Raw genomic sequence first — 23,227 nt, forward strand, 5'->3', positions numbered from 1 at the left:
CTCGGCAATGTTTGCTAAGAGTATTTAATATTCATTCTTTTGTGTAGAAAAATGTATCCAGTAAACTAAAATGATATTGATTAGGACTAAATATTTGTTCCGTACTACCTACAAATAAAACCCCTTTTTCTACCAACGCATCACTGAAACGTTCATAGATGATTTCTTTTGCTTGATCAGTAAAATAAATTAATACATTTCGACAAACTATTAAATCCACATTTCTTGGATAACGATCGACCAATAAATTATGTTTTTTAAATGTCACCATTTGTTTAATTCGATTATCAATATAATACAATCCATGTTCACAACGAAAATATTTTTCCTTCAATTCAAATGGGAGTTCTTTTAATGCTTGTTTCTGATAAATACCACGTTTTGCTTTTTCTAATACTTTACCATCTATATCTGTTGCAATAATGCGTAAATTAACATGTGGAAAATGCTCTCTTAACATAATTGCGATACTATATGGTTCTTCTCCCGTTGAACATGCAGCACTCCAGACAGTTAGATTAGTCGATTTGTTTAGTAAAGCAGGTAAAATTTTGTCTTGTAAAACGTGCCATCTTTTAGGGTTCCGATAAAACTCTGAAACATTAATAGTAAGACGATCAACAAATTCTTGTAACAAAACTTCATCTTTGTCTAAAACTTGAGCATAGTCATTAAACGTAGAAAAACCACGTTTATTTCTTAAAGATGTAAGACGCCTTTTCATTTGAGCTTCTTTATACAACGTTAAATCAATTCCCAGTTTTCTTTTTATATGGGAAATAAAATCTATGTAATCCGCTGACATTTCATTACTCCTCTTTGTTATAGGAAAACCCCCGTTAAAAAAACGGAGGTTTATTTGCTTAATAGATCCAGCTGCTGTCTTGTTTAGAATAAGAAACTAATTCGCTTTCATTGAAGAACAAACCAATTTCTCTTTCAGCACTTTCACTCGAATCTGAACCATGAATAATATTTTTTCCAACAGTCATACCATAGTCACCGCGAACCGTACCGGATGCAGCTTCTTGTGGATTTGTTTTACCCATCATATCACGTGCTGTAGCAATTACGTTTTCGCCTTCCCAAACCATTGCGAAAACAGGTCCAGATGTGATGAAATCAACTAATTCACCGAAGAATGGGCGTTCTTTATGCTCGCCATAATGATTTTCTGCTAATTCGTTTGAAATACTCATTAATTTTGCTCCAACAAGTTTAAAACCTTTCTTTTCAAAGCGATTAACAATGTCTCCAATCAAATTGCGTTGAACCCCGTCTGGTTTTACCATTAAAAATGTTTTTTCCATTTCTACACCTCTTCTATGTATGTTTGTACTAATATTACAGCCGATAAAAATTTTATCAAACTTTGGCATAAATAACAATATACCCGTAAGAAATATGACTATGTAACTTTTGATACCATTTCTCAATGGCCACGTGAGCGGACCGAAGTCTTCTTACGATAAGTCTAACACGAATTTGCTTACGTTCTTCATTTTTGCTTTACTTTATCTCCTAGTTGGAGGAATAGTCGGTGCCCTGCTACCACTACAGAAATACACTACGCCAAGGTCGAGCGTCTATAATTCCGTAACATCCATCACTTAATTTCAGTGATTGGAGCGAGGTCAATGTAAATTTCCATCACTTTCGTTGTGCTTTTATTCATCTGATTTCATTTATAAGAAATAGATAAGCATTTATTTTCTTACTAGCAGCCCGTATACTCGTAGACTCCTGGGGAGATGAGAGGCATCGGTGAGACCCCGGAATTTGTAGACGAGGAGGCTCATCAGTCACCCCGAAATGCGGAGTGTATACCGTCTGCGAGGCAGAAAACAATATAAATTACGAAATTACTACAGCGCTTATGTTACATTCTAAAAATAACAACAAGCTAGCAAAAAGAGCCTAATATTATGAACGTCTTTTCCCGATATATTTTGCAATGTCCTGTAATGTATGCTTTGCTTTAATATTTGGAAGCTGATCTAGCATCTTTAAGGCTTTTTCTAAATATAAATTACTAATTTTATAAGAGCATTCAATTGCATTTGTTTTATGTAAAACACTTAAAAGATTGTTCATGTCCTTTTCCGCAACATCATCAGGGTTTGCGAACGTATCTCTTAACAACTGGTTAAACGTCGAATCTTCCATAGCAAATAATACTGGTAAGGTTATATTCCCTTGAAGTAAATCGTTTCCGGCAGGTTTACCGAGTACATTAGCCGATGACGTAAAATCTAAAATATCATCAATTATTTGATAAGACATTCCAATGAAATATCCATATTTATACAGTTTATTTGCTAATGTTTCAGGCACATCAGCTGCAATCGCGCCTAATTTGCAACTTGTCGCAATCAACAATGCCGTTTTTCGCTTAATTCTACGCAAATAATCTCGTAGCTGCTGATCCCATACATACTTATCCTTAATTTGCTCAAACTCTCCAACACAGACTTCCACAATTGTTTTAGATAACACTTTGTGTGCAGACGGTTTTTGCAGCTTTGTAATACTCTCTAAAGATCTAGCTAAAATATAATCCCCTGTATACATTGCAACACGATTATCATAAAGCTGTTTTATTGTTGGTTTTCCTCGTCGTAATGCTGCATCATCTATTACATCATCATGTACAAGTGATGCCATGTGAATTAATTCAAGTGAGACAGCAACTGTTTTTATACGTTCAATGTTAAAGTCACCAAATTGACCAGATAGCAAAACAAAAACAGGTCGGATTCTTTTTCCACCTGCACGCAACAATTGTGTAGATGCTTCTCGTAAAACAGGATGTTCAGCTTGAATTACTTTCATTAAAGCCTCTTCAATTAAATCTAAATCTTTTTTTAAATATCCATATGTTTTAGCTATTTTCATGCATGTCACCTTTTAATTCTCTTACTATTTTGTATTATTCTTACTATTTATATCCCATATGCATTGCAGCAACACCGCCAGTATAGCTTTTCACTTGTACATGAGAAAAACCAGCATTTAAGAACATTTGCTTAAGTTCTTTCTTGTCTGGGAAGCTTTTGGCTGATTCGTGTAACCATGCGTATTCTTTATAGCTTTTAGCTAACATTCTACCGATGAGAGGCATTATATAACGGAAATAAAAGTAATAGCCTTGTCTAAAGCCAATCATCGTAGGTTGAGAGGTCTCTAGACAAACAACTTTTCCATGAGGCTTAACTACCCGATACATTTCTTTTAACACAGTCATGTAATCTGGAACATTGCGTAATCCAAAACCAATTGTTACATAATCAAACGAGTTATCATCAAACGGAAGTTCCATTGCATTGCCGTGAATAAAGCTAAGCTGTTTCATGTTAAGATGTTGATGTTTCTCATTCGCAACCGAGAGCATATTCTGACTGAAATCGAGCCCAATCACTTCCCCCTCAGATCCAATAGCTTCTGCCAGTGAAATTGACCAATCGCCGGTTCCGCAACAAACATCAAGTGCTTTAGTCCCTTTTTCTACTTCCATTCGTCTCATAACATCTTTACGCCATGCTTTATGTCTCTGGAAAGATATGATGGAATTCATGGAATCATAGTTATTATATATTTTTTCAAAAACATGATGGACACGTTCCTCTTTGGATTGCTCGTGCATCGATTACCCTTCTTCCACGTTTAGATCTTTATATAAAAATTGATTTATCTTATTTGTAACATGTGATTTCAGATTTGATAGATGGAGAGGTAGTTTTGACACTTCCTTTTCCATGGATGATAAATTTTCTTGAATAATTGCTTCAACGTTAGTTACCATACTTGTATATGTATTGGATTTTGATTGTCCTAGCCAAATATCAAATAATGGAGAGCTATCCTTATTCTGAAACAGTCTTTTCTCCTGTAATAATTTACTAGTTAACAACCAATCTTCTGTTATAGATTTTACTGCAGTTGCTTGAACATGGTCTGCCACACGTAAAATCAATAATGATTCAACCTTTTTAATTAAATCAATGTACTCTGGAAAAGAATCTACTTCTCTGTAGTATATTTGCATTTTATATTCGTTAATTTCCTTGATTGCGGACGCAAGCACATGAATCATTTGATAATCCTCAATCTCTGAAAGAAGTAAATAATAGAGGCCACTATAATAGTCCCCTGCTAAAACAGTTAGTTGTCTTTTCTTTTTTAATGCCTTACTTTCATCAATTGCTGTTTTTTTGGCAACTAAGTCATGTGTATCTAAAGCTATTTGAACTAACATCGTGGTTATAATATATTGCTGTTTTTCTGATGCTGTTAACGGTGTATTAGTAACAATAGAGGCTAATAAAAACAGCTTTCCCTCATCTATAACTGGCTTCTGTAAATACTTCTCTAGATATGTGTGATGGATTGTTTTCTCGATGGATCGTTTAAGATTTTCAAGTTCTAAACTAGAGGTTTGCACAGTAATCACCTAAGCCCTTTCTCCCATTACGCAATTCTATCTGACATTATAGCATAAGTTTTGTGCAAATCATAAGCAGATGAACATATTTGATCAGAATGAATAATCATTTTCTTGGTTTTCCTAATTATTATCAATTTGACCATGACTTGTTTGAATAATGGCTTTTCCTCTTACCTTTACTGCGGAAGTATGCTCAGTAAACTGCGCAATCATAACTTCATCCTTATCCAATTTTTCTGAGTGATGAAACCTGGTATCCGAACCTCTAGTCAACCCTATTACATTAACTCCATCTTCCAGCGCTTTAATTACAAAGAAATCAGATTTAAATTTTGTATTTGATTCGTCCATTCGGATCCTCCTACAGTATGTTTCTTATACTATCGCTTATTACAACTAATGTGTCAATTCAAAAAGAAAAAGGGCGCGTGAATACGCACCCTTTTTCGCCCTATGTAAAACTATTATTTTACGCTTTCTTTTAGGGCTTTCCCTGGTTTAAATGCAGGGACTTTGCTAGCAGGAATTTCGATCTCTTCTCCAGTTTGTGGATTACGACCTTTACGAGCTGAACGCTCACGTACTTCAAAATTCCCGAATCCAATTAGTTGCACTTTTTCACCATTTTTAAGTGAATCCATGACAGATTCAAAAACTGCATCTACAGCTTTTGTAGCATCCTTCTTAGAAAGTTCACCTTTTTCAGCAACTGCATTAACTAAGTCTGTTTTATTCATGACATTCACCTCCTCCCAAAAAATTTCAATCGACATTGGAACAAATAACTAATTTAATTTCATTTGTTAACCAATTTGCCATCAATTATACTTATATGCCATCTTTTTCAAGGATGACAAGGCTTATATTAACCGAGATTGCTACAAAATTCAACAATAAGTTCATATTTTTTATTTTTAAATTGAATTTTAGCTATAATTTTATACAGAATTTACATTTAATGGAATAAAATCATCTCGTCCAATATACCTTGTTTCACTAATATATATACGACATAAATTTGCATTTTCCTGCTGTTAATAAAAAATTTATAAAAAAAGACAAAAAAATAGCAGCTCTGATCGGCTGCTATAAAATAATGGCGATTAAACCGCCTGACCCTTCATTAATAATTCGTTCAAGGGTATCCTTTAATTTATATCTGGCGTTCTCTGGCATTAGAGCAATTTTTGCTTGAATCCCTTCCCGCACTATTGAACTTAAGGACCTACCGAAAATGTCAGATTCCCAAATTGATAATGGATCCTCTTCAAAATCTTGCATGAGGTATCGTACCAATTCTTCACTTTGTTTTTCTGTTCCAATAATTGGAGCAAATTCAGATTCTACCTCAACTTTAATCATATGAATAGAAGGTGCAACTGCTTTAAGTCTAACACCGAATCTTGAACCTTGCCTTATAATTTCTGGCTCATCTAACTCCATATCCTCTAAAGAAGGGGCAGCAATTCCATATCCGGTTTGTTTCACCATTTGCAGGGCACCTGAAACTTGATCATATTCTCGTTTAGCATGTGCGAAATCCTGCATAAGTTCTAATAAATGATCTTTACCACGTATTTCTTCTCCAACAATTTCTTTTAATATTTGATCGTATAAGTGATCTGGTGCATGTAAATCAATCTCTGCAACCCCTTCACCCATTTCCATTCCAGCCAGGTTTGCCCTATCAATATAGTCATAGTCTGCAAAATGCCCTACAATCTGATCTACGTCCCTTAGTCTTTTGATGTCCTTTACCGTAGTTTGAATTGCTTCTTGATAATTCTTCCGTAACCAGTGATCTTCATTCAGTACCATTACCCAGCTAGGGAGATTAACATTGACCTCTAGTACAGGAAACTCATATAATGCTTCACGTAATACATTGTGTACGTCGTGTTCTGTCATTGATTCAATACTCATTGCAAGAACCGGTATGTCATATTTCTCGGACAAATCCTGCCGTAATAATTCCGTTTCCTGACTCGTTGGTCGCACTGAATTGACAACCATGATAAAAGGCTTTCCGACTTCTTTCAGCTCTTCAACGACTTTTGATTCAGCATCAACATAATCATTGCGAGGTATCTCACCAAATGTTCCATCAGTTGTTACCACTACACCAATTGTTGAATGTTCCTGGATCACTTTACGAGTTCCGATTTCGGCAGCGTCGTGAAATGGAATTGGTTCTTCATACCATGGTGTATGAATCATTCTTGGGCCATTTTCATCTTCAAATCCTTTTGCCCCTTCAACGGCGTAGCCGACACAATCAACAAGTCGAACATTTACATCGAGACCTTCGTCAACATTAACCTTCACCGCTTGATTTGGAACAAATTTAGGCTCAGTTGTCATAATTGTTTTTCCAGCTGCGCTTTGCGGTAGTTCATCTAGTGCCCTAGACCGATCACTTTCATCTTCAATATCAGGTAAAACAACTAATTCCATAAACTTCTTAATAAAAGTTGATTTACCGGTCCGAACGGCACCCACAATCCCTAAATAAATATCTCCATTCGTCCGTTTCGAAATATCTTTAAAAATATCAATTCTCTCCAAACGATCCCCTCCCGATCTCCTTTACCAAATAGTGTTGAACAAACTACGAATAATTGACATTACAAGTCTATGATGTTGTCCTATCAAAATATGACTTAAATGTGTGTAAAGATTTAAAAAAGATGAATATTTTAGACTTACTAGGAATTACTGGTATAATTTTGCTGTGATGTACATTCAGAAAGGACCGTGAAGCATACTAATTTGTTATCCAGACTGTTTTGCTCATAGAATAGGTATTAAAAAAGCATACAAATAATCCCTTGCAACCAATATATGTTACAAGGGATTTATTATGATATATTTATTTATCTTTATTCAAAATTATCGGCTCTCCATCATGGACTGTATACGGTAATGAATAAGCGGGTACGAATGGCGTATTTTCGGCTAGTAGATACCGAATATCATCACCTTCTTTATAGTTATGATCATATTCCTTTAAAGCATCATAAAGATCATTTCGATAATCAACATATAGTTCACCATCTGTAGTCATGATAATTGGCAAGTTATCACCGGAATACGGACTAACTACATATGGTTCATTTTCTAAACCTAACTCTTTATATTTTATTTTATAAATACCTTTCTCTATTTGATCCCCAAACGGTGGATAAAGATGTTTATTACGATAAATCTGTAATTTCACGCTTACCTCACGTATTGCCTCCGTAATTCGTAAATCAATTAATTTCACGCGTGGATTGTCCTCAGGTGTAATTAAAGTATACTGATAAACACCACCATTTTCATATGCATTACCTGGTATTTCTGCCAGTTGGTGGCCTTCTTTTAATGTAGTGAAATCAATTAAATACTTTTGGAAGATAGGAGTATTCATTGGTTTTGTTTTGATAGGTACTAGTCCACTGTTATCTTCACGATAATTATCAACAGCTGTTTGTACTAATTCTAACTGTGCTTCATTGGGTACTTGGTTCTTAGCTAACTCATTATCTGGATAAAGACAGCCACTTAACAAAACCATAAGTAACAAAACGCCTATACCTTTAATATATGTATGATTCATAAAATGCCTCCTAAACTTTTACATAGTCGGTCCACTAAAGACAATATAAAAGATAATAATACTACCAATGATCAAACAAATATATGCAAGCAACGATACAATTCCTGCAAACCACCCATGTAGTTTATGTCTGCTAAGTAGTATTAAACCAATAGCCACTAACAAAAGTATAATACCTGCAAATGAAATCCACATTTTTAGCATTGACTGTGACATCTATCTCACCCCTAATAAATAACGCCTTATATTTGCACAACGTATTATATCATATCGAAAATAGTCGTAGCATCAAAAAACCTTTAATTGTCATTAAAGGTAAAGTCATTCCTATTAATTTGATTTTTTACACAAAAAATAAAAACCGAGATGGAGGGGGCCATCTCCACCTCGATTTTGACTAAATAACACCCACTACAACTCTCTCCATGAATGCTTGTGCGATTTATATTATGCGAGCTGATACGTTTTTGTATCCTCACTTGCCCAGTTCAAATTACTTTTTAAAAAGTTTATTCAACGATTGCATATCTACAGGCATGTTGTTTTTTGCAATAGACTGAACAATTTTATCTTCTTTTTCTTTTGAAATTGGTTTATTTGCCATTCTTGCTAATTGCCGTACTAGTTTTCTTACTGTTTTTTCATCGGAAAAATCAGCATTTTTAACAGAATCTGCTACCTTATAAATTTCACTGGGGTCAATATTTGCATTTTGTTGAATTTTGTCAAAAGCTTTTTTTTGAAAACCGCTCACAGGCTCGCCTCCTTGCATTGTTAAGTCAACAATATTATATGCAAGACGGCGAATTAAGTGAGTTCGATAGGCCTATTGTGAATATCTTTCCGTAAGCAAGGTCGCTATATCATCCATTTCCTCACGTTTCGTTCTGTTCATTAACTGATCAACAACATCTTTTGGTTTTGCCTCTTCAAACAAAATCTTATAGATACCATTTGTTATTGGCATTTCAATTCCTTGTTGGGATGCGAATTGATAGGCTGCTTTAGCCGTTCTTACTCCTTCAACAACCATTCCCATTTGGTCTAAAACTTGATCCAGCTTATTACCTTTACCTAATAAATTTCCAGCACGCCAGTTTCTACTATGCACACTCGTACAGGTTACAATTAGATCACCTACACCTGGTAATCCTAAAAATGTAAGTGGATTTGCACCTAGTGATGTGCCTAATCTTGCTATTTCTGCCAATCCACGCGTTATAAGTGCTGCTTTGGCATTATCACCATAGCCTAAGCCGTCAGATATTCCAGCACCCAACGCAATGATGTTTTTAAGCGCTCCACCGAGTTCAACACCAACTACATCGGGACTCGTATAAACGCGAAACGATTCATTGATAAACAGGTCCTGAGCAACTTCTGCGTTGGAATCATTTAACGATGAAACTGTTACCGTTGTCGGTTGTCTCTTTCCTACTTCTTCAGCATGGCTTGGGCCAGAAAGAACAACAATATCATCATATTTGAATTCAGTCATTTCTTCACTAATCATTTCTGATACTCGTTTTAATGACTCTGGCTCGATCCCCTTTGAAGCATGGATGATTGTTACGTTGTGATGAAGAATCTCATTCAGCTGCTGAGATACTTCACGTATCGCTTTTGTTGGAACTGCAATTACAATGGCAGAAACATCTTGTACCGCCTCTTCTAGGTCGTGATAAGCCTTAATTTTTTCAGGGATCATTATTTCTAAGTACTTCTCATTTTTATGTGTAGTGTTAATAATTTCAGCTTGGTCTTGTCTGTGGGTCCACAGTCTGACATCATGATTGTTATCAGCTAACACGATGCTTAAAGCTGTCCCCCAACTACCAGCCCCTAGTACTGCTACTTTAGCCAAGAATGTCTCCTCCTTATTGTCTTCTTCTTGCAAATATTTTTATAGGTGTACCTACAAATCCAAATGCATCCCTAATTTTATTTTCTAAAAATCGTTCATAAGAAAAATGCATTAATTCCGGATCATTAACGAAAACAACAAAACTTGGTGGTTTGATAGAAACTTGAGTTGCATAGAGTATTTTCAACCGTTTCCCTTTCATCGTTGGTGTTGGATTCATTGCCAACGCATCCATAATTATATCGTTTAGTACGTTTGTCGGTATACGTTTTTCATGATTTTCACTAGCTACTTTAATCATTGGTATTAACGTGTGTAATCGTTTCTTTGTTTTCGCAGATAAGAAAACAATCGGTGCATAATCTAAAAATTGAAAATGAGATCTTACTTTTGTTTCAAATTCTTTCATAGCTTTCTCGTCCGATTGAATCGTATCCCATTTGTTCACGACTATTACAATTGCTCGACCTGCATCATGTGCGTAACCTGCAATTTTTTTGTCCTGTTCTCTTATACCCGTTTCAGCATCAATTAACACTAAGACGACATCAGAACGTTCAATTGCTTTTAATGCACGCAACACACTATACTTTTCGGTTGTTTCATAAACCTTTCCCCGTTTACGCATTCCAGCTGTATCAATAATTACAAAATCCTGATCATCTTTATGTAGATGCGTATCAATGGCATCCCTTGTAGTGCCCTCGATTTCACTTACGATTACACGCTCTTCGTTTAATAGTGCGTTAACCAATGATGATTTGCCCACATTTGGTCTACCGATTAAACTAAAGTAAATCGTATCATCATCTTTATCTTCAGGATCACTTTCAGGAAAATGCTTCACCACTTCATCTAATAGATCACCTAACCCAAGTCCATGTGATCCAGAGATTGGATACGGTTCACCAAAACCTAGCGAATAGAACTCATAGATTTTATCACGCATTTCTGGATTATCAATTTTATTGACACCAAGTACAACAGGTTTGTTCGATTTAAATAAAATTTTTGCAACCTCTTCATCAGCCGCTGTAATACCCTCTCTACCGTTTACCATAAAAATGATCACGTCAGCTTCGTCAATTGCGAGTTCTGCTTGTTGGCGCATTAACATTAATAATGGTTCGTCACCAACCTCAATTCCACCAGTATCTATAATGTTAAATGTTGATGTTAACCATTCACCTTGTGCATAAATACGATCTCTCGTAACACCAGGTATATCCTCCACAATTGATATTCTTTCTCCAACTAGTCTATTAAATATCGTTGACTTTCCTACATTCGGTCTCCCGACAATTGCTACAACAGATTTCCTCATGAAAGGAACATCCTTTCTATTCTTTCTAATAACTTATTAAGTACAAGTTAATTCAAGTTTTAATTCTAGCAAAAGAAACTAATATTAACAATTGTTTTTAGTGCTGATTCATTTTCCACCTTAACGATTGTTTGTATTCATGTATGGCTGCGTATAATTTTACCTTTACTTTTTGTACAGTTTCAATAAAAATTACTAACATTGTAATCATAAAAAAGATATCCAGAAAAGCTAATCCACCAATTGTTTCATAAAGCTGATAGCTCGATAAAATAATACTGTGGAGAATCTCCCCACTTGTTATTCCCAATAATCCTATAGCGAGTTTATCATGTAATGATTCTGTCAATATTACGATTAAGAATGTCATTATAAGTGGAATTAAAACCGACCGTGGCAAAAATAACCATACAGGAGTAATTCTTTCCCAAAACAAAATTGCTATGTATCCTAATGAAATGGTAAAAGCAGAAAATAAGAGATATAACGATTTTGCAATTGAGTGAAAATAAGTAGAACCTGCTAGTAAAATCAAAAAAGAAACACCTATTTGATAACCACCAATAGGTATAGATATAGGAGAACATAAAATGATTAACAATATCCAACACGCATAGAAAGTTCTTTGACGTCCTTTTTTCATAAAAAATGTAACAATAACCCAAAAAATCCAACCAATCCAATAAAATATAATACCACTCGTCACAACCATCACCTACCATTAGCATTATAACTACTAACAGATTGTTTTAAACAAGCTAGATGATAGAACAGATAATGATTTTATAAATGGCTATTTTCTCAAAGAAACTATGCGAAAAGAGCCCTGTAAATAAAAAGGTTCCTCTTCATACAAGAGGAACCAGATGCAAAGTAGCATTCTATTTATATTTATTTAGTTTATCGCCAATAAAATCGCCTAGTTGAAAACCTGACTGGTCTTCGTCTTTTTCATATTGTTTAAGTTCAGCAGCTTCCTGCTCTTGTTCTATTTCTTTAATACTAAGCGACATACGTTCTTCCGCTTCATTCACGTCTAATACTTTAACTTTAATTGATTGTCCTGCTTCCAAAACTTCATGAGGTGTACCTACATGGCGATTAGCGATTTGTGAAATGTGAACCAATCCTTCAACACCAGGTGCAACTTCAATAAATGCACCGAAATTAACTAAGCGTTTTACTGTACCATCTACAATATCACCCCTAGAAAATCGTTCTTGAATATTAGCCCATGGACCAGGAATTGTTTTCTTGTGTGAAAGTGAAATTCGCTCATTGTCACGATCAACTGACAATACTTCTACTTTTATTGTTTGACCAACTGATACAACATCAGATGCTTTTTCCACATGCTGGTGTGCAAGCTGTGAGATATGGACAAGACCATCAATCCCTCCAATGTCAACGAATACACCAAAACTCGTAATTCGTTGTACAACCCCCTCTACTATTTGCCCTTCTTCTAGAGATTGAATTACTTCTTGTTTTTGCTTGGCAGTTTGGTCTTCAACAACAGCACGATGTGATAAAATAACACGATTCTGTTCTTTATTTAAATCAACTATTTTCACACTTAATGATTTACCTTTATAATCACTAAAATCTTCTACAAAATACGTTTCTACTAGTGATGCTGGGATAAAGCCGCGTAAACCAACATCGACAACCAGTCCACCCTTAACAATTTCTTTAATCTCAGTATCAAAAACTTCATTACTCTCATAAGCTTTTTCCAATTCATCCCATGCCTTATCTGAATCTATTGCTTTTTTAGAAAGTACTATTTCATCGTCCGCAGCTTTTGTTATCTTTAAAGTTAGTTGGTCACCCTCTTTAACCACGTCTTCAGGTGATTCTACGTGAAGATTTGATAATTCACTTATTGGAACAATACCTTCTGTTTTATATCCGATATCAACAAGAACATGCTTATCTTCTATTTTAACAACATTTCCTGTCACAGTATCTCCTACTTGTAATACCGATATTTCATTACCATTCTCACCCATAAGAAAACCCTCCTTAAAATACAAACAACAAAAATACTCTTTTTAATAACTTCTAATAATTACAATTATTTGTCAAGTGAAGAATATTAAGATTGATAGTTTTCTATCAATTTTTCTATTTCGGACATAATGGCGTCCGCAGCTTCTTGAGCAGAAGATTTATTAGCTCGGTAATAGTCCATATCCATTGGTTCACCATAGATTACAGTAAGCTTCTTAAACGGTTTATATGGCCCTACAATCGCACAAGGAACAATCGAAGCTTTAGAACGTAAGGCGAAAAATCCCGCTCCCGCTAAAGCTTTTCCTAATTTCCCATCTTTACTACGTGTACCTTCAGGAAACAGCCCAAGTGTCCTTCCATCGTCAAGAATGGCTAAACCCTTTCGTAATGCGTTACGATCTCGCATTCCTCTTTTTACAGGAAAAGCGTGGATGCCAATTAATAATTTACCCAAAAAAGGTTTATCGAATAATTCTCCTTTTGCCATAAAATAAATATCCCGAGGGGATGTTATCCCAACTACCGGTGGATCTAAATTTGAGATATGATTAGAGCATATAATTACAGGGCCTTCCTTAGGTACATTTTCTTTACCAACTATCTTAATTCGATATAGAGGAAAAAAGATTATGGCAACAACTGTTTTTGCAAACTTATAAAGGCTCATTACAATCTCCCTTTAATTAATAAATTTATCGACTTCTTGTAAAATACGATTTGCAACATCATCAATAGTAAGGGATGTTGTATCAATTTCTATTGCATCATCTGCTTTCACTAATGGTGCAGCTTCCCGTTTTGAATCAATAAGATCTCGTTGTTTTATTTCCTCTTTTAATTCCTCTAAATCTGATGAAAAACCCTTTTTTAAATTTTCTTCATACCTGCGTTTCGCCCGCTCTTCTACCGTAGCTATTAAAAATATTTTTACCTCTGCGTCCGGGAGTACATGAGTTCCGATGTCTCTACCATCCATCACGACACTTTTTTCTTCAGCTAATTGTTGCTGACGTTTCACCATATCTCTTCGGACACTGGGATGTTTTGCAACATGTGAAACATTATTTGTAACTATGTTAGAACGAATTTCAAGTGAAACATCATTACCATCAACCAAAACGTATTGTCCTTTTTCGCTCTGTTTGAGTTCAATATCAGTATGTACTAATAAATCAGTTAGTTTCTCTTCATTTTCCAATTCTATATTTTTGTTTAATGCTTTTAATGTTAGTGATCGATACATTGCACCAGTATCTATATAAATATAAGATAGTTCTTTTGCAACAATCTTTGCAACTGTACTTTTCCCTGCTGCAGCTGGTCCATCGATTGCTATTCTAATTGTTTTATTCTTCATTGATGCTTGTCATTCCTCTCATTTTCCTAAATAGTAGTTTAAAAAACTTGGCAGAAGCCAAGTTTAGATAATGTAATCCTATAAAAATAATAACATATCAACAAAAATTTGGTCTATTTGTTTTCTTAGGTGAAATTTACAATTTACAACAATTCCTTCTTTCGTGCTTCCCGTTGTTTTTCGAAACAATATTGAACTATATGTTGTTGTGCTTGACTAGTTATTGATACAAATTTTAACGAAGCTGTATTTACCGATGTGTCGGAAACATTGATCCTAATTATTTCCGTTTGTGCAAACACATAATGATATTCGTTTGATTGCATAGGTAATACTACCCACAAGTCCAACGTATCACGCTCAGCTAAATTGACTTTATTGGGTAAAATGATAGACAGTCCACCGCCGCTAATATCCGATGTAACAGTAACAAACGGTTCAAACGAATCATTTGGACTATGCACTGTTACGTCTACTGATGTATCAATTCTTACATATTTTCTACGTTGAATTCGATTGATTTTACTCTTTTCAGGCAAACTAATTGCAAGAGCTGGTATATTAAATTTCACTTTTGCAACTATTTGTGTGTGAAATGAATATACCGATTGATCACTTCCAACATACGTAACAGCAATATACGTCCCTTTAGGTAAATAGGATGTTTTTTTAGTTTGTTCATTTACGGGATAATCAATAAATAAATAGTGTTCATTTTTTTCTATTACCTTACAGCGATATTTTTGTAGGTCATTTTTGTCGGTTTGTGTAACTTCTAACATGAGTAAAGTCCCGATTTTCATATACACTACCCCCTAAATAGAAAACATTACTTTATACCTATTATTACAGAAAAATCAAAAAAGGGAAAGGCATTTGCCAATCCCTAATTCAACTAAAAATTTGCTGCAAAGTTTATTTCGGTTCCACCTAATTTTTCAACCTTTTCTTCTGTACCATCCATTGCATTAATAAAGATTCGATATGTTTCATTTCCCATAACACCTAAAAATTCATATGTGAGAACTTCATCTCCAATATCGTTATCAATTATGGATAAAAATTCTTCATTAATTTTAACATCTGGATTTACTTTGGCTTTAGCCTCTTTTTTAGATAACTTTGGTTCAGGTATATCTCTTTTCGAATGATTCATATAGTAATTTCTTGCGGTGAATCCTAATATTTCACCATTATCTAATGCAACTTTTACTTCCACAGCATCTGAATACACTCGAACACCATCTTGATTGTATAAAAATGAATAAACACCAACATTATTATATTCGTTACTTTGGAATATCGCCATGTCATCCAGCTGATTCTTTTTTAAAAAAGCCTCAGCTTTTTTAAGCCCCTCATTAAGACTTATTTTTTCTTTACCAATCGGTCTATTTACTAAAAGTGAAATTGGATTTCCACCTTTTTTTGACATGTCCATGTAGGCATTTTTTTCACCATTTCGATATGAAATGCTATACAGTGGTATATCTGAGCCTTTTCCACTTTCAGTAATAGTTAGATTAGCATTTTTCTTTATTTCAAACAGTTTTTTACTTTTTTCCAATGCCTCATCCTTACTTATGTTATCCCCTTTTAAAAATTGATAGGTATGTTCTTCCGATGAAGTACCAATTAATCCAGAATTCACGTTACTTTCTGTGTATCCTTCTACTTTTTTCTCTACTGTTTTTAAACCGTCAATAATTGTGTTATCCGTTTGTTTATCTGTACTTGCCAATGCAAGCTGAACATCCATCCACCGTAAATTATTATCTAAAACAACGTGTTGTACTTGTCTCAATTCATCTTTTAGATCACCAGATTGCTCATATAACTTTTCCAACGTTTTTGTTTCCTCATTGGTAAGAGGTTCCTTTTCCAAATCTCTTACAGCAGTTCTATACGTAAAATCACCAATATTGGACAAGAATTCTTCCGTTTTATTAAAGGGAAGCAAAGATAATGGTAGTTGACCTACATCAGATAACGCTTCTGATGTCAATCGCCATATCTCAACCAGTTGTGGTGACAGACTTTGTTTAGAGTTCATAGCAAGAGATGTACCGATTTTGTCATGTAACATATCCATTCGGTAGGAAAGCTCATGAAAAGAGCGTTGATATGAGTTTTCGGCTTGAATTAAAATCGCATTTTTTTCCTGATGCTCCTGGTAACCCCAAAAAGCAACACCAGCGAGCCCAATTGTGAGAATTGTAATTAATATCCATCGAATCATTTTATCACACCTTTCTATTTACAAAATATATGTTTACCAATCTGTTTAATCTGTGGTCTCCCCCAAATCCAATCAGAAGTTGCTGTGTTTGGATTGAAATAATATAATGCACTGCCAGTTGGGTCCCAACCATTTATCGCATCCAAAACTGCTTGTTTGGATGTTTCATTTGGCGTTAACCAAATTTGCCCATCGGCAACGGCTGTAAATGCTCTAGGTTCAAAAATAACGCCAGAAACTGTATTTGGAAATGTAGGGCTTTCTACGCGATTTAATATTACCGCTGCTACTGCAACCTGTCCTACATAGGGCTCCCCGCGTGATTCTCCATGTACAGCGTTAGCCATTAGTTGAATATCATTTTGTGAAAATCCTTGTGGTACATTTACCGCTGTTGGAGTTGTTTCTGCATTCGTATCATTAGCATTATTTGTATTATTTGCCTGATTTTTGCTAGGTGTAGTTTGCTTTTCTTTATCAACTCCACCATAATAAGTAAAATCTCTTCCTTTTTTAATCTGTTCTTGGACAAACTGTTTATCATATTTACTCGCTTTAACTAGCTTTTGCTTCGTTGTTTTGCCAGCTAAACCATCGATATCCAACCCAAACTCATACTGAAAATTACGTAATGCCCAATATGTCCCCCATCCAAATACACCATCAATCTTTCCGTTGTAAAAACCTAAATATTGTAATCTCGCTTGTAATTCAATTACATCATCACCAACAGCCCCATGTTGGATAACTTGTGGACTGAAAGCATGTACAGTTGCAGGTGTTTTGGAAGCTTGAAACCCTATCGTTATAAAACATATAATGATAAAGAATAGGAACATCTTTTTGTAGTTCATACTTTTTCCTCCTACTTTTCCAATCTCTTCTTGATGTCTATTTTTTGATTAAATCTCACTTTTATTCATCATTCTTGAAAGAGTATTAGAAACAGTTTTACGGCAACAAAAAAATCCTCCGTAGTTTCTAGCTACAGAGGATTTTATGCACGTTGTTTTTCACTATGAAGGGCAACCTTTGCTTTCGGTTGATTAGCTAATTTCACTTTACGTAAACCATATATCCATAATATGATCATAAACGGAATTAACAAAAACAACCAATCACTTGTTACAGTTTTTAATATATAATTATATGTTCCATGTAGTAAAAAAGGGATGCAAAATGCAAGAAAAATATTTCTATTTTTATTGGTTTGATTCATCTTTGCCTTACCGAAATAGTATCCCATAATCACGCCAAATATGGCATGAGAGGAAACAGGAAACAATGCTCTAGTAAATGCATATTCAATGCCATTCGTAATTAAATATAGTATATTTTCTACCGTTGCGAAACCTAAACTAATTGCAACCGCGTAAATAATACCATCATAGTGTGCATCAAATTCGGTATGATGATAAATAACATAAATAAAAATAAACCATTTAAAAAATTCTTCGATTAGAGCAATAAGAAAAAAGGATTGAATAAAATTATTTTGAGCAATCTCCTCAGCATTAAAGGCATATTGAATAAACATTATAGGAAATACAAGTAATCCACCATATATAAACATTTTTATAATTAAGGGTAATGGTTCAGCGAAACGGTCTTTTAAATAAAAGAACGCCATCAATGCAAGTGTAGGAGCTATACCCGCGGATAAAATAGCAAACATAGCTAATAGACCTCTTTCCAATTTGATTAGTTTTATCGTATCATTAAGTAGCAGGATTGGGAATAGCAATTAAACAATGGCAGGTGAACATGATTGAAAAATATTTTACTTATCCATACAGGTGGTACTATATCCATGCTGGAAAACAAGCAAACTGGAGAGGTTACTACTACAAATAATCACCCATTAACTGAATTATCCTTTTTGTTTAAAACGTACGCCAATGTAGACGAAATAATCGCATTCAGTCTTCCATCACCTCAAATAACACCAACAGAGATGTTGAAATTGGCCGATATAATTGAGGAGAAAAGTACATCTTATGATGGAATCGTCATTACACATGGTACAGACACATTAGAGGAAACAGCATATTTTCTTGATTTAGTCATAAAAACTGACAAGCCTGTTATTATAACGGGAGCGATGCGTTCAAGTAATGAAATAGGCTCTGATGCTCTTTATAATTTAATTAGCTCATTACGTGTTGCAATAAATGATGATGCCAATAATAAAGGTGTACTAGTTGTAATGAATGATGAAATACATACTGCTAACAATGTAACGAAAACATCAACCAGCAATGTTGCAACGTTTCAAAGCCCGCAATATGGACCCATCGGTATAATTACTAAGGAATCTATAATATTTCATCATACGATAATTGAAAGACCAAATCACTCGGTTAACAACATTACAAAGAATGTATTTTTGTTAAAAGCCTATGCAGGTATGGATGAACAGATTATCAACGCTATCTATCAAGTAAAGCCTGATGGGTTGGTGATTGAAGGGCTCGGACAAGGGAATTTGCCAAAAAGTACAGTTGAACCTATTCAAGAAATGATTCAAGCTGACATTCCAGTAATTCTAGTTTCTAGATGTTATCAAGGAATTGTACAACCCACTTATGGATACGAAGGCGGCGGAAAGCAATTAAAAGATATCGGAGTTATTTTTGCTAACGGACTAACAGGACCAAAAGCAAGATTAAAATTACTCATCAGCCTGGAACAAACAACGAACGTTGAATCACTAACGAAGATTTTTGAAAAAGAACGTTAAAAATGAGGCAGTCTTCCTATTTGAAGATTGCCTCATTTTTATTTTAGTTTTCTTTTTTTGTAATAGATTTAGCAATAAGTTCTCCGTGATGTCTTCCGTTTTCAATAAAAATTTCATTGTTATTGTACCCTGCCGCTACTACTCCTGCTACATAAACTCCAGGAATATTCGTTTCAAACGTAGTATCATTAAATTGTGGACGACCAGTTTCTGAGTCAATCTTTACTCCAATTTTTTGCAAAAATTGATGATCCGGCTTATATCCAGTCATAGCAAAAACAAAATCGTTCTTTATTGTTTTCGTCTCACTATTAACTGTATAAGTTACAGCATCATTCGTAATTTCTGTAACTTGAGCATTAAATTCCATTTTGACTATTCCTTTTCTAATCAGAGCATCAAATTCTGGTAAAATCCATGGTTTAATACTCTTGGAATAAGTGTCTCCGCGATATAATACTGTAATATTCGCACCAGCTTTATGGAGTTCCATTGTTGCATCAACTGCTGAATTTTTCCCACCAATCACAACGACATTCTTGTTGAAATATGGATGTGCTTCTTTAAAATAGTGCATTACTTTATCAAGGTTTTCACCTGGCACATTCATTTCGTTCGGCTGATCATAATAACCAGTTGCAATTATTACATTTTTAGCTTGATAGTGAGTTAGTTCACCAGTGCTATTCGTTGTCTTTACATGAAACATTTCATTTAATTTCTTAACTTCAATTACTTTTTCAAAAGTATTAATACGTAAATCTTTTCGTTTAGCAACATTACGGTAGTATGCTAATGCCTGATTGCGAACTGGTTTTTGTTTCTCCGTAATAAAAGGCAATTCACCAATTTCCAATTTCTCACTAGAACTAAAAAACATTTGGTGTGTAGGAAAATGATAAATGGTGTTTACCACATTTGCTTTTTCAATTATTAAAGGAGGGGTGTGACCTTGTTTTTGTAATTCGATGGCACAGGACATACCACATGGTCCTCCCCCAACAATAATCGTATGTTCTTCTTGCATTACCTGCACTTCCTTTTCGAAACCTTTGAGCATTATTATTAATATAAATCTAGTCTGTTTTTGTATAGATTGTTGTTAGCTCGTGGCCAGCATTATTAAAATTATTCATTATAAAGCAACAATGTTCTAGAACACAGCCTAAATCTAAAAAGAAAAACTCTTATCCCACTATACATGATAAGAGTTTTTTCGTCATTTATTTAGATTTCAGCCGATAAAATTTAAAATATATTATAGTAACCCAAACTAGAGAGGTCTGTTATTTAAACCCATCCGCGGAATCTAGCTGCTTCAGCCATTTTTCTAACACCAACCATGTATGCAGCAAGACGCATATCTACACGACGTGTTTGAGCAATATTAAAAATGGCATTAAAAGATTTAACCATAATTGTTTCTAATTTTTCAGCGATTTCTTCCTCTGGCCAATAATACCCTTGATTATTTTGCACCCATTCAAAATAGGATACCGTTACACCACCAGCAGACGATAATACGTCTGGAACAAGTAAAATACCACGTTCTGTTAATATTTTTGTTGCTTCTAATGTAGTAGGACCATTTGCTGCCTCCACTACAATACTCGCTTTAATTTTATGAGCATTTTCTTCAGTAATTTGATTTTCTACTGCAGCCGGTACTAAAATATCACAATCCAATTCAAGTAATTCTTTATTTGAAATAGTGTTATTGAATAGTTTTGTAACTGTACCAAAGCTATCTCTTCTATCTAATAAATAATCAATATCAAGACCATCAGGATCATGAAGAGCGCCATAGGCATCAGAAATTCCAACAATCTTTGCTCCAGCATCATATAGAAATTTAGATAAAAAGCTTCCGGCATTACCAAATCCTTGTATAACGACTCGTGCACCTTTTACATCTATTCCCTTTTTCTTTGCCGCTTCATTGATACAAATTGTAACACCTTTTGCAGTTGCAGATTCTCTCCCGTGTGAGCCACCAAGAACAATCGGTTTCCCTGTAATAAAACCTGGACTATTAAATTCATCAATACGACTATACTCATCCATCATCCATGCCATAATTTGTGAGTTTGTAAATACGTCTGGTGCAGGAATGTCTTTATTAGGTCCAACGATTTGACTTATTGCACGAACATAGCCACGACTTAAACCTTCTAGCTCTCGAAAAGACATTTCACGTGGATCACAAATAATTCCACCTTTCCCCCCACCATAAGGTAAGTCAACAATACCAGCTTTCAGACTCATCCAGATTGATAATGCCTTTACCTCTTTTTCAGTTACATCTGGATGAAATCTAACCCCACCTTTTGTAGGACCAACTGCATCGTTATGTTGTGCGCGATAACCAGTGAAGATTTTAATTGAACCGTCATCCATTCTAACTGGAATTCTAACTGTCATCATGCGGATTGGTTCTTTTAATAATTCAAATACTTCATCAGGGTAACCCAACCTCTCCAACGCATTTTTGACAACAGTTCGTGTTGAACTTAATACATCCATACTTTCTTCTTTGGTAGAATCTGCTGCTTTATCGGCTACCATGAATTTACCTCCTAGAATATCCATAAAAATTTTGTATAATAGCTTTACTCAGAGATTAGTATACACCTTCATCATAAATATGCAATAATATATAACTATTTTATTAGTTAATTTTATACGAATTTGAAAACGTTTACTCCTATCTACTCTATTGTAAGATTCACGAAAATTTCGATCATCTCTTCATATGTCCACCCTTGCGCTTTTGCAGCATCTGGAAATAGACTTGTTGGCGTCATTCCAGGCAGAGTGTTCACTTCTAGAATCACAGGAACATTTTCAGATGTAACGATAAAATCAACTCTAGAGTATGTGCTGCACCCTAACAACTGATGTGCAAGAACAGCATATGCTTGAAGTTGTTTTGTAACCTCTAATGGCACATTAGCTGGAATTATATGCTCACTTCCACCAGGTGCGTATTTTGATTCATAATCATAGAATCCGTTCTTTGGAATAATTTCGATTACAGGTAGTGCCGTTTCTTTTCCAATTGATCCTAATACAGGAACAGTTACTTCCCTACCATCAATAAAATCTTCTACAAGAATAGTATCGTCACTTACTAATGCATTCTTTAATGCAAGTTCAATTTCTTGTTTTTCCTTGACTATTGTTAGTCCTAACGTTGAGCCTTCCCTATTCGGTTTAATAACAAAAGGAGTGTCAAACGATGTTTCAATCGCTCTTACTATCTCGTTTATATTAGTATGTTGAGTTATTGAATAAACATGGCTTTTAGCTACTGGAATATTATTTGTTTGGAATATTTGCTTAGCTTTATCCTTATCCATTGCTAACGCTGAAGCTAAAACACCTGACCCAACATAGGGAATTTTAAGCATATCCAATAGGCCTTGAACTCTTCCGTCTTCTCCAAACTTCCCGTGTAAACCTATAAATACTAGGTCAACATCTAAATTAATAATTTCTTCCATTTCATCTGGATTAAAATCAATTCCGATAACATCATGACCATTGTGTTTTAACGCATTTATTATTCCCTTTCCCGATGATAATGAAACTTCACGCTCACCAGAAATGCCCCCATAAAGTACTGCTATTTTCAATTGTGTACAC

General features: G+C 34.7%; 25 protein-coding genes. 1 reads left to right on the top strand and 24 read right to left on the bottom strand.

The features are described from left to right. Positions 1-31: 31 nt before the first annotated feature. The 21 genes from CS937_RS10245 to prsW form a co-directional block, all read right to left on the bottom strand. A complete protein-coding gene (locus CS937_RS10245; RefSeq protein WP_099158360.1) occupies positions 32-805 on the bottom strand; it encodes a CheR family methyltransferase in 774 nt (257 codons plus the stop codon). A 58-nt stretch (positions 806-863) separates the two neighbouring features. Continuing rightward, on the bottom strand, positions 864-1,310 hold the full coding sequence (gene ndk, locus CS937_RS10250; protein ID WP_099158361.1) for a nucleoside-diphosphate kinase: 447 nt from the start codon (positions 1,308-1,310) through the stop codon (positions 864-866). 613 nt (positions 1,311-1,923) lie between these two features. Beyond that, positions 1,924-2,895: a heptaprenyl diphosphate synthase component II gene (gene hepT, locus CS937_RS10255; RefSeq protein ID WP_099158362.1), complete on the bottom strand. Its 972-nt coding sequence runs from the start codon at positions 2,893-2,895 to the stop codon at positions 1,924-1,926. Positions 2,896-2,938: 43 nt separating this feature from the next. Further along, entirely contained in the window at positions 2,939-3,643 is a 705-nt protein-coding gene (locus tag CS937_RS10260) for a demethylmenaquinone methyltransferase (RefSeq protein ID WP_099158363.1), read from the bottom strand. 3 nt (positions 3,644-3,646) lie between these two features. Continuing rightward, complete coding sequence (locus CS937_RS10265) at positions 3,647-4,450, bottom strand: heptaprenyl diphosphate synthase component 1 (protein ID WP_099158364.1); 804 nt, start codon at positions 4,448-4,450, stop codon at positions 3,647-3,649. Between the two features lie 114 nt (positions 4,451-4,564). Then, positions 4,565-4,795 carry a trp RNA-binding attenuation protein MtrB gene (gene mtrB, locus CS937_RS10270; protein ID WP_099158365.1) on the bottom strand — a complete coding sequence of 77 codons (231 nt, stop codon included), beginning with the start codon at positions 4,793-4,795 and terminating at the stop codon, positions 4,565-4,567. Between the two features lie 113 nt (positions 4,796-4,908). Beyond that, positions 4,909-5,181, bottom strand: coding sequence for an HU family DNA-binding protein (locus CS937_RS10275; protein WP_099158366.1), 273 nt, complete (start codon positions 5,179-5,181; stop codon positions 4,909-4,911). 349 nt (positions 5,182-5,530) lie between these two features. After that, positions 5,531-7,009, bottom strand: a complete 1,479-nt coding sequence (spoIVA, locus tag CS937_RS10280; RefSeq protein WP_099158367.1) for a stage IV sporulation protein A — start codon at positions 7,007-7,009, stop codon at positions 5,531-5,533. Between the two features lie 304 nt (positions 7,010-7,313). Continuing rightward, positions 7,314-8,000: a hypothetical protein gene (locus CS937_RS10285; protein ID WP_099158854.1), complete on the bottom strand. Its 687-nt coding sequence runs from the start codon at positions 7,998-8,000 to the stop codon at positions 7,314-7,316. Positions 8,001-8,060: 60 nt separating this feature from the next. Further along, complete coding sequence (locus tag CS937_RS10290) at positions 8,061-8,258, bottom strand: DUF2768 domain-containing protein (protein ID WP_099158368.1); 198 nt, start codon at positions 8,256-8,258, stop codon at positions 8,061-8,063. Between the two features lie 277 nt (positions 8,259-8,535). Continuing rightward, positions 8,536-8,796: a stage VI sporulation protein F gene (locus CS937_RS10295; protein ID WP_099158369.1), complete on the bottom strand. Its 261-nt coding sequence runs from the start codon at positions 8,794-8,796 to the stop codon at positions 8,536-8,538. A gap of 72 nt (positions 8,797-8,868) precedes the next feature. Further along, a complete protein-coding gene (locus CS937_RS10300; protein WP_099158370.1) occupies positions 8,869-9,906 on the bottom strand; it encodes an NAD(P)H-dependent glycerol-3-phosphate dehydrogenase in 1,038 nt (345 codons plus the stop codon). 13 nt (positions 9,907-9,919) lie between these two features. Further along, positions 9,920-11,230 carry a ribosome biogenesis GTPase Der gene (gene der, locus CS937_RS10305; RefSeq protein WP_099158371.1) on the bottom strand — a complete coding sequence of 437 codons (1,311 nt, stop codon included), beginning with the start codon at positions 11,228-11,230 and terminating at the stop codon, positions 9,920-9,922. 97 nt (positions 11,231-11,327) lie between these two features. Then, on the bottom strand, positions 11,328-11,936 hold the full coding sequence (locus CS937_RS10310; protein WP_099158372.1) for a YphA family membrane protein: 609 nt from the start codon (positions 11,934-11,936) through the stop codon (positions 11,328-11,330). Positions 11,937-12,111: 175 nt separating this feature from the next. Then, complete coding sequence (rpsA, locus tag CS937_RS10315; protein WP_099158373.1) at positions 12,112-13,242, bottom strand: 30S ribosomal protein S1; 1,131 nt, start codon at positions 13,240-13,242, stop codon at positions 12,112-12,114. A gap of 86 nt (positions 13,243-13,328) precedes the next feature. Next, positions 13,329-13,913, bottom strand: a complete 585-nt coding sequence (locus CS937_RS10320; RefSeq protein WP_099158374.1) for a lysophospholipid acyltransferase family protein — start codon at positions 13,911-13,913, stop codon at positions 13,329-13,331. 12 nt (positions 13,914-13,925) lie between these two features. Continuing rightward, positions 13,926-14,603 carry a (d)CMP kinase gene (gene cmk, locus CS937_RS10325; RefSeq protein ID WP_099158375.1) on the bottom strand — a complete coding sequence of 226 codons (678 nt, stop codon included), beginning with the start codon at positions 14,601-14,603 and terminating at the stop codon, positions 13,926-13,928. A 143-nt stretch (positions 14,604-14,746) separates the two neighbouring features. Continuing rightward, a complete protein-coding gene (locus CS937_RS10330; protein ID WP_099158376.1) occupies positions 14,747-15,406 on the bottom strand; it encodes a flagellar brake protein in 660 nt (219 codons plus the stop codon). A 92-nt stretch (positions 15,407-15,498) separates the two neighbouring features. Further along, positions 15,499-16,842: a germination protein YpeB gene (gene ypeB, locus CS937_RS10335; protein WP_099158377.1), complete on the bottom strand. Its 1,344-nt coding sequence runs from the start codon at positions 16,840-16,842 to the stop codon at positions 15,499-15,501. Positions 16,843-16,856: 14 nt separating this feature from the next. Next, positions 16,857-17,696, bottom strand: a complete 840-nt coding sequence (sleB, locus tag CS937_RS10340) for a spore cortex-lytic enzyme (protein WP_099158378.1) — start codon at positions 17,694-17,696, stop codon at positions 16,857-16,859. 143 nt (positions 17,697-17,839) lie between these two features. Next, positions 17,840-18,517, bottom strand: coding sequence for a glutamic-type intramembrane protease PrsW (gene prsW / locus CS937_RS10345; RefSeq protein WP_099158379.1), 678 nt, complete (start codon positions 18,515-18,517; stop codon positions 17,840-17,842). A gap of 93 nt (positions 18,518-18,610) precedes the next feature. Between prsW and CS937_RS10350 the strand changes: the two genes are divergently transcribed. After that, a complete protein-coding gene (locus CS937_RS10350) occupies positions 18,611-19,582 on the top strand; it encodes an asparaginase (protein ID WP_099158380.1) in 972 nt (323 codons plus the stop codon). A 43-nt stretch (positions 19,583-19,625) separates the two neighbouring features. Here CS937_RS10350 and CS937_RS10355 read toward each other — a convergent pair whose 3' ends face one another. From CS937_RS10355 to CS937_RS10365, 3 genes are all read right to left on the bottom strand, one after another. After that, positions 19,626-20,609, bottom strand: coding sequence for a YpdA family putative bacillithiol disulfide reductase (locus CS937_RS10355; protein WP_099158381.1), 984 nt, complete (start codon positions 20,607-20,609; stop codon positions 19,626-19,628). A gap of 263 nt (positions 20,610-20,872) precedes the next feature. Next, positions 20,873-22,147, bottom strand: coding sequence for a Glu/Leu/Phe/Val family dehydrogenase (locus tag CS937_RS10360; protein WP_099158382.1), 1,275 nt, complete (start codon positions 22,145-22,147; stop codon positions 20,873-20,875). Positions 22,148-22,290: 143 nt separating this feature from the next. Beyond that, positions 22,291-23,217: a D-alanine--D-alanine ligase gene (locus tag CS937_RS10365; protein ID WP_099158383.1), complete on the bottom strand. Its 927-nt coding sequence runs from the start codon at positions 23,215-23,217 to the stop codon at positions 22,291-22,293. Between the last annotated feature and the right edge of the window lie 10 nt (positions 23,218-23,227).

It is taken from the genome of Virgibacillus ndiopensis, from assembly GCF_900187325.1.
Classification (GTDB): Bacteria; Bacillota; Bacilli; order Bacillales; family Amphibacillaceae; genus Virgibacillus_E; species Virgibacillus_E ndiopensis.